13 protein-coding genes are annotated in these 13,678 nt (G+C 70.7%); 10 read left to right on the top strand and 3 right to left on the bottom strand.

Annotated elements, in window-relative coordinates; all coding sequences use genetic code 11:
- Nucleotides 1-55: 55 nt before the first annotated feature.
- The gene (locus tag HCK04_RS24615; RefSeq protein WP_142649761.1) at nt 56-601 is read right to left on the bottom strand and encodes a hypothetical protein; all 546 of its coding nucleotides are present in this window, start codon (nt 599-601) and stop codon (nt 56-58) included.
- A gap of 409 nt (nt 602-1,010) precedes the next feature.
- Between HCK04_RS24615 and HCK04_RS24610 the strand changes: the two genes are divergently transcribed.
- Nucleotides 1,011-1,523 (top strand): sigma factor-like helix-turn-helix DNA-binding protein, encoded by a 513-nt coding sequence (locus HCK04_RS24610; protein ID WP_168066230.1) that lies wholly within the window; start codon nt 1,011-1,013, stop codon nt 1,521-1,523.
- Between the two features lie 227 nt (nt 1,524-1,750).
- Here HCK04_RS24610 and HCK04_RS24605 read toward each other — a convergent pair whose 3' ends face one another.
- Both HCK04_RS24605 and HCK04_RS24600 read right to left on the bottom strand, forming a co-directional pair.
- Complete coding sequence (locus HCK04_RS24605) at nt 1,751-2,146, bottom strand: VOC family protein (RefSeq protein WP_142649760.1); 396 nt, start codon at nt 2,144-2,146, stop codon at nt 1,751-1,753.
- Nucleotides 2,143-3,120: a sigma-70 family RNA polymerase sigma factor gene (locus HCK04_RS24600; protein WP_142649759.1), complete on the bottom strand. Its 978-nt coding sequence runs from the start codon at nt 3,118-3,120 to the stop codon at nt 2,143-2,145. The genes HCK04_RS24605 and HCK04_RS24600 overlap by 4 nt, the downstream gene beginning before the upstream one ends.
- A 608-nt stretch (nt 3,121-3,728) precedes the next feature.
- On the opposite strand from HCK04_RS24600, the gene HCK04_RS24595 reads away from it, so the two are divergent.
- The 9 genes from HCK04_RS24595 to HCK04_RS24555 all read left to right on the top strand — a co-directional run bounded on the left by HCK04_RS24595 (nt 3,729) and on the right by HCK04_RS24555 (nt 13,584).
- Entirely contained in the window at nt 3,729-4,823 is a 1,095-nt protein-coding gene (locus tag HCK04_RS24595) for a ParB N-terminal domain-containing protein (RefSeq protein ID WP_260617393.1), read from the top strand.
- Between the two features lie 106 nt (nt 4,824-4,929).
- Nucleotides 4,930-5,418: a PhzA/PhzB family protein gene (locus tag HCK04_RS24590; RefSeq protein ID WP_142623686.1), complete on the top strand. Its 489-nt coding sequence runs from the start codon at nt 4,930-4,932 to the stop codon at nt 5,416-5,418.
- A gap of 108 nt (nt 5,419-5,526) precedes the next feature.
- Nucleotides 5,527-6,699, top strand: coding sequence for a 3-deoxy-7-phosphoheptulonate synthase (locus HCK04_RS24585; protein WP_168066228.1), 1,173 nt, complete (start codon nt 5,527-5,529; stop codon nt 6,697-6,699).
- A gap of 27 nt (nt 6,700-6,726) precedes the next feature.
- Nucleotides 6,727-7,350, top strand: a complete 624-nt coding sequence (locus HCK04_RS24580; protein WP_142649757.1) for an isochorismatase family protein — start codon at nt 6,727-6,729, stop codon at nt 7,348-7,350.
- Nucleotides 7,347-9,236, top strand: a complete 1,890-nt coding sequence (locus tag HCK04_RS24575; protein ID WP_142649756.1) for an anthranilate synthase family protein — start codon at nt 7,347-7,349, stop codon at nt 9,234-9,236. The genes HCK04_RS24580 and HCK04_RS24575 overlap by 4 nt, the downstream gene beginning before the upstream one ends.
- Complete coding sequence (locus HCK04_RS24570) at nt 9,233-10,102, top strand: PhzF family phenazine biosynthesis protein (RefSeq protein WP_312845765.1); 870 nt, start codon at nt 9,233-9,235, stop codon at nt 10,100-10,102. The genes HCK04_RS24575 and HCK04_RS24570 overlap by 4 nt, the downstream gene beginning before the upstream one ends.
- A 155-nt stretch (nt 10,103-10,257) precedes the next feature.
- Nucleotides 10,258-10,893: a phenazine biosynthesis FMN-dependent oxidase PhzG gene (gene phzG, locus HCK04_RS24565; RefSeq protein WP_142649755.1), complete on the top strand. Its 636-nt coding sequence runs from the start codon at nt 10,258-10,260 to the stop codon at nt 10,891-10,893.
- Nucleotides 10,894-10,933: 40 nt separating this feature from the next.
- Nucleotides 10,934-12,583: an NAD(P)/FAD-dependent oxidoreductase gene (locus tag HCK04_RS24560; protein WP_240971779.1), complete on the top strand. Its 1,650-nt coding sequence runs from the start codon at nt 10,934-10,936 to the stop codon at nt 12,581-12,583.
- 674 nt (nt 12,584-13,257) lie between these two features.
- Nucleotides 13,258-13,584, top strand: a complete 327-nt coding sequence (locus HCK04_RS24555) for an antibiotic biosynthesis monooxygenase (RefSeq protein ID WP_142649754.1) — start codon at nt 13,258-13,260, stop codon at nt 13,582-13,584.
- The last annotated feature ends 94 nt before the right edge of the window (nt 13,585-13,678 follow it).

Below are 13,678 nucleotides of genomic sequence, written 5' to 3'. Positions count from 1 at the left end.
TGCGGGCGGGTCCGGAGGGTTCCTCCGGGCCCGCGCCGTCGTGATCCGGGCCGGGTCAGGGATCCCACTGCTCCGGCACCCGCCACTGCGGTTCCTCTGGGTCGGCGGGACGGATCTCGGTGAGCAGCTTGAGCGTCACCGGCCGCAGCCGCTGCCACGCCTCGACCGGCCAGCGCAGGCTCACCGAGGGGAACACGGTCTCCAGCACGATCTTCAGATAGGGGCGGCCGGAGTGGCCGACCGGGACCTCCGTGCACAGGCCGGACACGCCCGCGGAGACCTGCCGCCTGCCCAGCCGCAGCCGCGCGTTCCCCAGGACCTGGTTCGGGGGGTCCTGGGCCTCCAGGTCGACGGACTCCCAGAAGAGCACGGGCGCCTCGTCCTCCTGCAGCCACGACGGGTAGACCGGCAGCGGCAACTGCAGCGTGAACCCCGCCAGGAGCCCGGCGGGGCGCAGATAGAAGGACCCGTGGAAACAGGGGAGTTCGTGCAGGAGCCGCGGCCCCTTCGACGTCGTCATCGACAGCGTTCCCTCGCTGGCGTCCATGGCGATCCGCCACGCGCTGGGATCGGTGTAGGAGGCGTCCGGTGTGAAGACCATCAGATGCTCCCTCGAAGTGCGGACTGGGAGAGGCGGCGATGGTGCGGCGCGGAGGGGGTCCGCGAATCGGGCCGCCAAAAGAAAGACGTTTCCAGGGGGCCGGAACGTGACATCGGGATTGCATCGAGAATTCACCGGCCGTTCCTGTGTCACATTTCGCGGGCCGCCTTCGTCTTGATGGGAAAGGCGAGCGGGGTCTCGCCGTGACCGCAGGGTGAGAGAGAGGAAAACAAATCTGGGCGCAACGGTTTCCGGGGTGTAAGTTGCGGGTCGGGAAGAAACCGCTGAAGCGTGGGGCGCAGGGCTCGTCGGCGCCGTTCCTGTAGGTGTTCCCGGCGAATGGCGGGGGCCAGTCACCGGACCGGTTCGTTATGGTCCGGACGCCGGACCACGATTACGAGGAGGGTGTATGGAGCGTAATCCGGAACGGCCGGCCGAAGAACGGCGCCGCGCGTCCCAGGCGTTCGAGGAGCACGCCGCGCTGCTCCACGAGGTGGCCCGCAGCATGCTCGGCGACGCCGGGGAGGCCGCGCGCGTGGTCGAGGAGGCCCGCACCCGCTGGCTGGCCGGTCAGGGTGACCCTTCGGAGGGCTCCCCGGACGCGCTCATCGGGCTGGTCTCCGTGCTGGCGCTCACCCGCCTGCGGGCCGCCCAGGCCAACGGCGAGGAGCACATCGGCCCGTGGCTGCCCGAGCCCCTGCGCGGCGAGCCCGATCTGAAGATGGCCGAGTCGGTCTCCGCGGCCCTCGCGACCGTCCTCGGCATGCTCGACCAGGAGGAGCGGACGGTCTTCATGCTGCGCCACGGGTTCGGGCTCGCGTACGCCGACATCGCCTCGGTGACCGGGCTCACCGAGGAGGGAGTGCGCGGAATCGACGCCAGGGCGAAGGCGCAGGTGCGCTGCGAGGTTCCCCACCTCTGACGGGCCGGCGGCACCGAGGAGCCGGGCGGCCGTGTCAGCCAGGGCGGCGTGTGCGTCCGAGGGCGGGCCGTGCATCTGAGGAAAACACACAGTTGACCACCCGCCGGGCCACCCGCGCCCTGTGCCACCTGAGCGCTGTGCCACCTGCGCCCGCGCTCTGTGCCACGCGAGCGCTGTGTCGTCCGAGCGCTGTGTCGTCCGAGCGCTGTGCCGCCCGCGCCCGCGGTTCAGCCTCCCCGCTCCGTCAGCCCGTACAGGTTGCCGTCGTGGCCGCGGATCTGCGCCCACCGGCCGTTTTCCCGCCAGGGGGTGGCCTGCGGCGCCACGACGATCTCCACTCCCCGCGCCCGCAGGTCCCGGCACGTGGCGTCGAGATCGTCGCAGTCGAACCAGCCGTGGGTCATCCGCCCCGCGCGGGCGTGGAGCGCCTCCAGGATCTCCGGCTCGACGGCGGCGAGCGCCACGCAGGTCTGCGCGCCCGGCGGGCGCACCTCGACCCAGCGCCGGCCGTCGCCCAGGGGGACGTCGGCCGCGAGCTCGAAGCCGAGCGTCCCCGTGAGGAACTCCAGGGTCCTGCCCTGGTCGCCGACGTAGAGCACGGCGAGCCGCGGATTGACGATCACGACGCCTCCCGGTGACCGCCGCCGCTCACCCGCCCCGCATGCGACAGCGGGCGGGGCTCGGACGGCGGGGCCGCCACCGGCGACGGGACGTCGGCGAGGCCGAGCCGCACCCCCTTCAGGCGTTCGGGATCGCCGATGACGTCGATGGACGCGATGCGATCGCCGACGACGCCGATCTCCAGGACGAGCAGCAGGCGTCCGCGCGGGGCGATCACCGCACCCACGGCGCCGTTGACGAGAGCCGGCCAGGCGAAGCGGGCCCTGCGGATGTTGGTGCGCGTCTCCTCGGCCACGGCGCGTGCGCCCCGCACCTCCGCCGGCGCCTTGGCCTGCCCGCGCAGGGCCGCGTAGTCCGCCCGGCGGACGACGTCGGGGGCCAGCACCGCGAGCAGGGCGTCGAGGTCGCCCGCCCTGGAGGCGGCCAGGAAGGCGTCCACGACCGCGCGCTGCCTGGCGAGGTCGGCGTAGGGGATGTCGGCCGAGCCGTGCACCCGGCGGCGGGCCCGGCTCGCCAGCTTCTTGGCGGCCGCCGGAGTGCGTTCCACGATCATGGCGATCTCGTCGAACGGCACGGCGAACAGGTCGTGCAACACGAAGGCGGCGCGCTCGGCGGGGCCGAGCGTGTCGAGGACCACCAGCAGGGCCAGACCGACGGAGTCGGAGAGCACCGCCTCGTCCGCCGGGTCGGCCGCCTCGTCGTGGGGAGCCAGCATGTCGAGCTCGGTGAGGTCGGCGAGGTCCTCACGCCGGCGGGTGCGCGAGCGCAGCATGTCGAGGCAGACCCGCCCGGTGATCGTCGTCAGCCAGGCGGTCATGTTGTCGACCGAGCCGGAGTCGGCGCGGGAGGCGCGCAGCCAGGTCTCCTGCACCGCGTCGTCGGCCTCGTCGGCGCTGCCCAGCATGCGGAACGCGACGCCGCGCAGATGCCCTCGCGATCGGTCGAAGTGCTCGGCCAATTGGGCCTGGTCGTTCATCGGTCACCTTTCACCGTCGCGGTTCGTCGTATGAGTGAGAGGACGAACGCAGGTTTGACAAGGAGCCTTGAGTGCCCGTACTGATTATTGTTGCCGGTTCGTTTGAACCTACATGACGGGAAGGCTCACCGAGGGGTGCCTCTCCGGCATGAGGCACACCGGCCGGTCGCCGTCCGAGGTGCATCTTATCCTCATGGCGGCCGCCCATACTTTCTCGCCGTTCCGAAAATAGATGATCGCGACCGAAATCGGCGTCCGCTGAGGCTGAAATGCGTGCGCGGGGCCCGGCCGTGTGGTCCGGGCCCGCGGATTCGGCTCGTGCGGATCCGTCCGAACGGGTCGCCCCCTGAGCGCGGGTGATGGCTCCGCGAAGTTTGCGGTCAATGCGATCCGGCGCATTTCCGCCTTATGTCGGCATCGAGACACGTGAACGGCGCGTCGCGGTCCCGCACGGGGCGTCGCGGTTGATATCGAATTCAATGAATAACTTGCCAGGAATGGGCCCCCTGCTGCTCTGGCATCGCAATTGGCCGGAACATAGGCTGAACCCGAGTTGAGCTCCTGTGAAGAAATCGCCTCGCCCTTGTTCCTTCAAGGAAGGTCCCGCAGTGTCACTTCACACCGCAGCCGACGCCGATCGCGTACTCGCCACCCGCCTTGCCGACGTGGCGGATCTGCGCCACCTGCCCTGGGAGATCGTCCCCGTCCGCCACCTCACGTCCTCGCTCTCGCCGCGCAAACGACGTGAGGACCCGGAACATGTCCGGCTGCTCGCGGAGACGGATCGCGCCCTCGATCCGCTTCTCGTGCACCGGCCGACGATGCGTGTGATCGACGGCATGCACCGGTTGCGCGCCGCCGTGCTGAAGGGGAGGAGCGAGATCGCGGTCCGGTTCTTCGACGGAAGCGAGGCCGACGCGTTCGTGTTGTCGGTCCGGCTCAACGTGGGCCACGGACTGCCTCTGACGCTCGACGAACGGAAGGAGGCGGCCCGGCGCATCCTCGCCTCGCATCCGCACTGGTCTGACCGGGCGGTGGCCGAGAGCACGGGGCTGAGCGCGAAGACCGTCGCCACGGTTCGCCGCCGGCTCGACGGGCAGGAGGGGCTCCAGCACTCCCGCGTGGGCCGCGACGGCAGGTCGAGGCCGCTCAGCAGCATCGAGGGGCGACGCAGCGCGGCCGCCCTGCTGGCGGCCAACTCGGAGATCTCCCTTCGCGAGCTGTCCAGGAAGACCGGGCTCTCGGTGGGCACGGTCCGCGACGTACGCGAGCGGCTCGGCCGCGGGCAGGATCCGATCCCGGAACGGCTTCGCGCCAGGGAGAGGTCCGGCGCCGGGCCGCGCGGCACGACGACGCCGGCACGGGACCAGGACGCGGAGGCCCGGCGGGTGGGGGAGGCGCGCCGCAGGCCCGGGGGGAGCAGCCGAAGGGGCGAGACGAGGCCGGGCCGCGGGGCGGGGGAGGCCGTGGAGACGGTGGTCATGCTGCGCAAGCTCGCGCGTGACCCGTCGCTGCGGGCGACCGAGTCGGGGCGGCTGCTGCTGCGGATGCTCCTCGCCACCGAGGTGGGACCGGCCCAATGGAAGGAGATCGCCGAGGCGATTCCCTCCCATTGCATGCCGCTCGTCCGTGCGGTCGTGCTGCAGAGATCGGAGGAATGGAAACAGCTCGCGAGCATGGTGCCGGCCGCTTTCTCGGCGTGACGGCGAATGGCTTCACCGGTCCGCCATGAAATCGACGGAGGTGCCCTGAGCCGAAAGTAGCAGGGTGAAATATCGCCATTAATCGGTATCTGTTGGAGGGTTCATCGTGTCAGAGACGACTCGCTTTCCGGGAAGCGACGAAGAGATCGAACTCCGGAAGATCAACCGAGCGACGGTCGAGAAGTACATGAACACCAGAGGCGAGGACCGGCTGCGGCGGCACCTGCTGTTCACCGAGGACGGCGTCGGCGGCCTGTGGACCAACGACACCGGGCAGCCGATCGCGATCCGCGGCCGCGACCGCCTCGGCGAGCACGCCGTCTGGTCGCTGAAGTGCTTCCCCGACTGGGTCTGGACCAACATCCAGATCTTCGAGACGCACGACCCGAACTTCTTCTGGGTCGAGTGCGACGGCGAAGGCGCCATCCGCTTCCCCGGCTACCCCGAAGGCCACTACAGGAACCACTTCCTGCACTCCTTCCAACTGGAGAACGGGAAGATCAAGCTGCAGCGCGAATTCATGAACCCGTTCGAGCAGCTGCGCGCGCTGGGCATCCCCGTACCCGAGATCAGGCGTGAGGGAATCCCCACCTGACGCCCGCCGCCTGCCGCGGAGCGGCGGCGGCCACTGGACGACCCCTGCCGTCCCCCGGCCGGGCGACGACGACGGCGCCGAGAGCGCCTCGAACCCCCATGGAGAACCGTGGACGACGTGATGCCCGCCATCCGGTTGGACGCCGCGCTGCAGCAGCCGGAGTGGAGCGATGTCTCGCAGGTCCAGCGCGTCAAGGAAGTGCTCGCCTCCCGGCCCCCGCTCGTCAGGCCCGCGGATGTGCGCACGCTGCGCGCCCTCCTCGCGGAGGTCGCCGCGGGAAACTCCCTGGTCGTACAGGCCGGGGACTGCGCGGAGAACCCGGAGGAATGCACGCCGGAGCACGTGAGCCGCAAGTCCGCGGCGCTGGACGTGCTGGCCGGCGCGCTCAAGATGATCACACACAAGCCCGTGCTGAGAGTCGGCCGCATCGGCGGCCAGTTCTCCAAGCCGCGTTCCAGCCCGATGGAGAAGGTCGGCGACCTCACCCTCCCGGCGTTCCGCGGGCACCTGGTCAACGGCCCGGAGCCGACGGCCGAGAGCAGGCAGCCCGATCCGCTGCGGATACTCACCGGCTACATGGCGGCCAGCGACATCATGGACCACCTCGCCTGGCGCGGCTCGTCCGCCCGGTCGCCGATCGACCCGCCCGTGTGGACAAGCCACGAGGCGCTGCTCCTCGACTACGAGGTCCCCATGCTCCGCAGGGACGGGTCGGGACGGCTGATCCTCGGCTCGACGCACTGGCCCTGGGTCGGCGAGCGGACGCGGCAGGTGGACGGCGCGCACGTCGCGCTGCTGTCCGAGGTCACCAACCCGGTCGCCTGCAAGGTCGGCCCGAAGACGACCAAGGACGAGCTGCTCGCCCTGTGCGAGCGGCTCGACCCCGAACGAGAGCCGGGCAGGCTCACGCTGATCTCCCGGATGGGCGCGGACCAGGTCGCCTACACCCTGCCGCCGCTCGTCGAGACCGTCAGGTCCGCCGGGCACCCGGTCATCTGGCTCTGCGACCCCATGCACGGGAACACGCTGGTCACCCCGTCGGGGCACAAGACGCGCGTCGTGCCGACCATGCAACGTGAGGTCCGCGAGTTCGTGGCCGCGGTCGAGAGCGCGGACGGCGTGCCCGGCGGCCTCCATCTGGAGACGACACCCGACGACGTCACCGAGTGCGTCGCCGACGAGAGCGGCTTCGACCACGTCGGCGACCGTTACACCAGCTTCTGCGACCCCCGGCTGACCCTCTGGCAGGCGGTCTCGGTCATCTCAGCCTGGGGCGGCTGACGCGACGGACACCAGGAAGGTCGTTATATGTCCGGCATACCCACAATCAAGCCGTACCTCCTCCCGGCCGCGGGCGACCTGCCCGCCAACCACGCCGGATGGACGCCCGACCCCGCTCGTGCCGTGCTCCTGATCCACGACATGCAGCGTTACTTCGTCAGGCCGTTCCCCGAGCCGATCAGGAAGGAACTCGTCGGCAACATCGCGCTGCTGCGCGAGCGGAGCGCCGCGCTCGGCGTGCCCGTGGGCTACACGGCTCAGCCCGGTGACATGACCGAGGAGCAACGCGGGCTCCTCAAGGACTTCTGGGGGCCGGGCATGCGCCGCGCCCCGGAGGACCGGCTCGTCGTCGACGAACTCGCCCCCGCACCCGGCGACTGGATGTTCACCAAGCTGCGCTACAGCGCCTTCTTCCGCTCCGACCTGCTGGAGCGCATCCGGCGCAGCGGCCGCGACCAGCTCGTCGTCTGCGGCGTGTACGCCCACGTGGGCGTGCTCATGACGGCCGTCGACGCGTTCACCAACGACCTGGAGACGTTCCTGGTCGCCGACGCCGTCGCCGACTTCACCGCCGGCTACCACCGCATGACCGTCGAGTACGCGGCAGAACGCTGCGCGGTCGTCCTGACGGCCAAGGAGGTGTTCGCGTGAACGGGCCGGACCCCGGCGGGGGCGACCTGCTCGGCGCCGTGCTGGAGCTCCGTGCCCCGGCCTTCGCGCTGCTGCACCGGCCCGAGGCGAACGGGCCGGGCCTGCTCGACGTGCTGACGGGCGAGATCGCGCACCTTCGCGAGCTCGCGGACGTCCCGCTGCCCGGCCCACGGGAGCCGGCGGCGGGCGGCTCCCACCACGCGCTCGTCGTCGTCCCCTATCGGCAGGTCCGCGAACGGGGCTTCGCCTGCGCCGACGACGGCGCCCCGCTCATCGCGATGACCGTGACGCGGCAGGGCGTGGTTCCGGTCGCCGAGGCGCTCGACCGGATACCCGATCTGCCCTTCGCGGTCTCGGGCGGGCACTTCGACGTGAGCGACGACGACTACGCCGAGATCGTCCGCAGGGTCGTCAAGGAGGCGATAGGCGAGGGGGAGGGGGCCAACTTCGTCATCAAGAGGTCCTTCGTCGCCGACATCGGGAACTACACGCCGCGCTCCGCCCTGGCCTTCTTCCGGCGGCTGCTGGAGGTCGAGTCGGGCGCGTACTGGACCTTCGTGGTGCACACCGGCGAGCGGACGTTCGTGGGCGCCACCCCCGAGCGGCACGTGACGCTGCGGAACGGCGTCGCGACCATGAACCCGATCAGCGGCACCTACCGCTATCCGCCGTCCGGCCCCTCGCTGCACGGGGTCATGGACTTCCTCGCCGACCGCAAGGAGTCCGACGAGCTCTACATGGTCCTGGACGAGGAGCTCAAGATGATGGCGCGGATCTGCGAGCCCGGCGTCCGCGTGACGGGCCCCCGGCTCAAGGAGATGGCGCGTCTCGCGCACACGGAGTATTTCATCGAGGGCGAGACCGGCTGGGACGTGCGCGACATCCTCCGCGAGACCATGTTCGCCCCGACCGTCACGGGCAGCCCGGTGGAGAACGCCTGCCGGGTCATCGACCGGCACGAGCCGTACGGCCGGGGCTACTACAGCGGGGTCGTCGCCCTCATCGGGCGTGACGAGGACGGCAGGCAGACCCTCGACTCCTCCATCCTCATCCGGACCGCCGACATCGACCGCGCCGGCCGGGCGCGGATGGGCGTCGGCGCCACGCTCGTACGCCACTCCGATCCGATGTCGGAGGTCGCGGAGACCCGGGCGAAGGCCGCGGGCCTGCTCGCGGCGCTCGACACCGGCGACAGCGGCCGGCTCAGGGCCCGCCCGGAGGTCCGCGAGGCGCTGGAGCGGCGCAACGCGAACATCGCCGGCTTCTGGCTGGGCGGCCACCCCGGGGACATGCCGGCCGAGCCGGTGCTGACCGGGGTGCGCACGCTCATCGTCGACGCCGAGGACACCTTCACCTCGATGCTGGACCACCAGCTGCGCAGCCTGGGCATGTCGGTGACCGTACGGCGCCACGACGAGGCCCCCTCGCTGGACGGCTACGACCTGGTCGTGCTGGGGCCCGGACCCGGCGACCCCCGCGACCCGGCCCACCCGAAGATCGCTTTCCTGCGGGCGGTGGCGGATGCCCTCCTGTCCGCGCGCCGCCCCTTCCTGGCCGTCTGCCTCAGTCACCAGGTGCTGTCCGCCCGTCTCGGGTTCGCCCTGCAGCGCCGCGACATCCCCAACCAGGGGGTGCAGAAGGAGATCGGCCTGTTCGGCGCGCGGGAGCGCGTGGGGTTCTACAACACCTTCGCCGCCCGGGCGGAGGCGGACCTGGCCGAGATCGACGGCGTCGGCACCGTGGAGATCTGCCGCGATCCGGCGACCGGTGAGGTGCACGCGCTGCGCGGCCCGTGCTTCTCCTCCATCCAGTTCCACGCCGAGTCGGTGCTCACCGAGAACGGCCCGCGCATCCTGGGCTCCTTGATGAAAGGACTGCTGTCGTGACCATCGCTGGCCAGTCCGTGCTGGAGGGCGCGCGTCCCTACGTGGTCGTCGACGCGTTCACCGACACGCCGCTGCAGGGCAATCCGGTCGCCGTCTTCTTCGAGGCCGAGGACCTGCCGGACGAGCGGATGCAGCGCATCGCCAGGGAGATGAACCTGTCGGAGGTCACCTTCGTCCTCCCGCCCCGGCTGGGTGGCGACGCCCGCATCCGCATCTTCACCCCCGTGAACGAGCTTCCGTTCGCCGGGCATCCGCTCCTGGGCACCGCCATCGCGCTGGGCGAGGGACGCGGGGGCGACCGGCTCCGGCTGGAGACGGCGATGGGCGTCATCGCCTTCGACCTGAAGCGCGTGAACGGCAGGGTCGTCGCCGCCGAGATGGAGCAGCCCGTCCCGACCTGGACGGAGTTCGACCGGGCCGGGGAACTGCTCGCCGCGCTCGGCCTGACCTCCTCCGCGCTGCCCGTCGTGATCTATCACAACGGTCCCCGGCACGTCTTCGTCGGGCTGGAGAGCACGGCGGCGCTGTCCCGGGTCAACCCGGACCAGCGCGCGCTCGCCGCCTTTCCCGACATGGCGACCAACTGCTTCGCCGGTTCCGGCTCGACCTGGCGCAGCCGGATGTTCTCGCCCGCGTACGGCGTGGCCGAGGACGCGGCCACCGGGTCGGCGGCCGGCCCGCTGGCGATCCATCTCGCCCGGCACGGGCGCATCGGGTTCGGGCAGTGGATCGACATCCACCAGGGCGTCGAGATGGGCCGGCCCTCGCTCATGCGGGCCCGCGCCGACGGAACCGCGGACCACGTCACCTCCGTACGGGTCGGCGGCTCGGGCGTGACCGTCGCCCGCGGAGTGATCTACGCCTGAACGGCGCGACCGGCCCGTCCGGCCGGGTCCCCCCTTCCCGCCCCCTCCCCTTGCCACCCCCTTCCGCCCTTTTCCACCCCCTCCCCACCCTTGCCATCGGGGACGGCCGTGCCCTGCGGCCGTCCCCCCGCTCCCCACAGCTCGCGGAGGCGACAGTGAGCAGCAGGTTCGAGAGTCTGACCGGGACCATCGACCCGGCGTTCCCCGAGTACGACATGCCGCCCGCCGAACCGATGGACCTCGCGCGGCAGTGGATCGCCGGGGCGGTGGAGGCCGGGGTGCGCGAACCGCTGGCCCTCGCGCTCGCGACCGCCGACCGCGGCGGCCGGGCCTCCACCCGCATGGTCGCCGTCATCGACGTCGGCGACCGCGGCCTGGTCTTCACCAGCCACAGCACCAGCAGGAAGGGCCGGGAGATCGCGCAGACCGGCTGGGCCTCGGGCCTGCTCTACTGGCGCGAGACCGCCCGGCAGCTCAGCCTCTCCGGCCCGGTGGCCATGCTGCCCGAGCCCGAGGCGGAACGACTGTGGAACGCCCGGCCGGTGCCGCTGCACGCGATGTCGGTGGCCTCCCGGCAGAGCGAACCCCTTGAGGACGTCGCCCGGCTCAGGTCGGAGGCGGAGCGCCTGGCGTCCTACGGAACCTCCCTGCCGCGCCCGGCGCGCTTCGCCGGATATCGCCTGGAGCCTGCCGCCGTCGAGTTCTGGTCGGCCGACGCCGACCGGCTGCACCGGCGGCTGCGTTACGACCGGACCCCCTCCGGTTGGCACATCTCACGGCTGCAGCCGTGACCCCCTCCCGCAGGGACAGGAAACACGAAGGAGTGCAACCTTGACCGACACGACGACCGACACGACGACCGGCACGACAGACACCGACTTCGACGCGATCGTCGTCGGCACCGGCTTCGCCGGAATCTACATGCTCCACAAGCTCCGCAACGAGCTCGGCTTACGGGTGCGGGCCTTCGACCGGGCCGGCGGCGTGGGCGGCACCTGGTACTGGAACCGCTACCCCGGCGCCATGTCGGACGTCGAGGGCTTCGTCTATCGCTACTCCTTCGACAAGCAGATGCTCCAGGAATGGAACTGGACCACCAAGTACACCCCGCAGCGGGAGCTCCTCGCCTATCTCGAGGCGGTCGTCGCCAAGCACGACCTGGGCAGGGACATCCAGCTGAACACCGGCATCGAGAGCGCGGTGTTCGACGAGTCGCGCGGCGTCTGGACCGTCGGCACCGACACCGGTGAGAGCTTCACCGCACGGTACGTCGTCACCGCGCTCGGGCCGCTGTCGACGGCGAACATCCCCGACATCAAGGGCCGCGACCGCTTCCGGGGCAGGATCGTCCACACCGGCTCCTGGCCCGACGACCTGACGATCGAGGGCAGGCGCGTCGGCGTCGTCGGCACGGGATCCACCGGCACCCAGTTCGCCTGCGCCGCCGCCAAGGTGGCCGGGCATCTGACGGTGTTCCAGCGCTCGGCGCAGTATTGCGTCCCGTCCGGCCACGGCCCCGTCACCGAGGAGCACGTCGCGGAGGTGCGCGCGTCGTACGACCGCATCTGGGAGCAGGTGCGCAACTCCCGCGTCGCCTGCGGATTCGAGGAGAGCGACGTCCCCGCCATGAGCGTCTCCGAGGAGGAGCGCCGGCGGGTGTTCCAGGAGTACTGGGACAAGGGCAACGGCTTCCGCTTCATGTTCGGCACGTTCTCCGACATCGCGACCGACCCGGAGGCCAACGAGGCCGCGGCGGAGTTCATCCGGTCGAAGATCCGCGAGATCGTGAAGGACCCGGAGACGGCGCGCAAGCTGACGCCGAGTGACTTCTACGCCAAGCGCCCCATCTGCAACCCCGACTACTACGAGATCTTCAACCGCGACAACGTCTCACTGGTCAGCATCAAGGAGACGCCGATCAAGGAGATCACTCCCACGGGAGTGCTCACCGAGGACGGCGTGGAGCACGAGCTCGACATCCTGGTCTTCGCGACGGGCTTCGACGCCGTGGACGGCAGCTACAAGCGAATGGACATCCGCGGCCGGGACGGCGTGCCGATCCGGGACCACTGGGACGACGGGCCCACCAGCTACCTCGGCGTCGCCACCCACGGCTTCCCCAACCTGTTCATGGTCCTCGGCCCGAACAGCGCCTTCAGCAACCTCCCGCCCGGCATCGAGACGCAGGTCGAGTGGATCGGCGACCTGATCCGTACGGCGGAGGAGAACGGCACGACCGTTATCGAGGCCACCAGGGACGCAGAGGACGAGTGGACCGAGACCTGCAGGAAGCTCGCGGACTACACGCTCTTCCCCAAGGTCAAGTCGTGGATCTTCGGCGCCAACATCCCCGGCAAGAAGAACAGGGTCATGTTCTACTTCGCGGGGCTCGCCTCCTACCGGCTCAAGCTCGGCGAAGTGGCCGAGGCGGGCTATGAGGGATTCGACCTGCACGCCAGCCCCTCGCTGACGCCGGCCTGAGGCAGGGCCGACCTCGGCCTCAGGCCGGGGAAGGGCACGCCCGCCGGGGTCCCGTGACGGACCCCGCGGCGGGCTCCGGGTGGGTCCGGCGCCGACGTCGGCGCGGCGTCGCGCGCCGGACCCATTCACCCGGGCGCAACCACACACCGGGCGCACCCGTGCACCGCGCCCACCGGACCGACCCACTGGGCGCGTTCACCGGGGGCATCCGCGCGCAGGGATGACCCACCCACCGCACCCGTGCGGCGGACCGATGCACCGGGCGCATTCAGCGTGCGCACTCGCGCCGGACTGACGCACCGGGGGCACCCGCGCACTGGACTAACCCACCCACCCACCCACCCACCGCAGCCACGCACTGGGGGCACCCAGCCGACCGGACCGACGCACCGGGCGCATCCACACACGGCACCCAACCAACCCACCGGGCCCAGGCCGGTCCCGCGGTCCTGTGCCGGGGTCCCGCTCCGGATGCTGCTCCTGTGACCCGGCTTCTGTGGGGCGGCGAGAGGGTGCGCGAGGACGGCCGTGAAGCCGTCCGGCGTGCCCGGTTGCGATAAGCGGTATTTCCTGCTCTGCGTGCGCGATATTCGGAGAGATGCTCATGTTCGGAATCCTGTTTAATCAACAATCGGGCTTGACTGAATTGGTTCTTTGTCGGATACGATGAAGTCATGAGTGAGACAGTGATTCGGGTCGGCGATCAGCTCGCGACATTCATCAACGTCTTCGACGTCGACCCCTCGCAGCAGCAGGAACTCATCGCCATTCTCGACGAGGGTGTCGAGAAGGTCATGCGGCACCGGCCCGGCTTCATCTCGGTGAACATTCTCGCCAGCCTCGACGGCAGCCGGGTCGTGAACCTCGCCCAGTGGCGCAGCCCGGACGACATCAAGGCCACCGCGGCCGACCCCGAGGCGCAGGTCTTCGCGAAGAGGGCGGCGGAGATCGCCAAGGCGGTCCCCCAGGCGTACAAGGTCGTCTCCGTGCATCACGCCTGACCAGGAACTTCCCGGTCGGAAACCAGAAGCCGGCCAGGGCCCCGGCACAGCGAGCCCCGTCCCGCCTCTCGGCATCGGCGGGACGAGGCCCCGC

It is taken from the genome of Microbispora sp. CL1-1, from assembly GCF_012034195.1.
Lineage (GTDB): Bacteria > Actinomycetota > Actinomycetes > Streptosporangiales > Streptosporangiaceae > Microbispora.
The sequence above is the reverse complement of the archived record's forward strand: the minus strand, read 5'-3'. Positions and strand labels throughout refer to the sequence as shown.

Excerpts from the sequence above, each read along its gene's own strand:
- HCK04_RS24600 (WP_142649759.1), bottom strand. The coding sequence starts at position 3,120 with ATGAACGACCAGGCCCAATTGGCCGAGCACTTCGACCGATCGCGAGGG.
- HCK04_RS24580 (WP_142649757.1), top strand. The coding sequence starts at position 6,727 with ATGTCCGGCATACCCACAATCAAGCCGTACCTCCTCCCGGCCGCGGGC.
- HCK04_RS24555 (WP_142649754.1), top strand. The coding sequence starts at position 13,258 with ATGAGTGAGACAGTGATTCGGGTCGGCGATCAGCTCGCGACATTCATC.
- HCK04_RS24615 (WP_142649761.1), bottom strand. The coding sequence starts at position 601 with ATGGTCTTCACACCGGACGCCTCCTACACCGATCCCAGCGCGTGGCGG.
- HCK04_RS24610 (WP_168066230.1), top strand. The coding sequence starts at position 1,011 with ATGGAGCGTAATCCGGAACGGCCGGCCGAAGAACGGCGCCGCGCGTCC.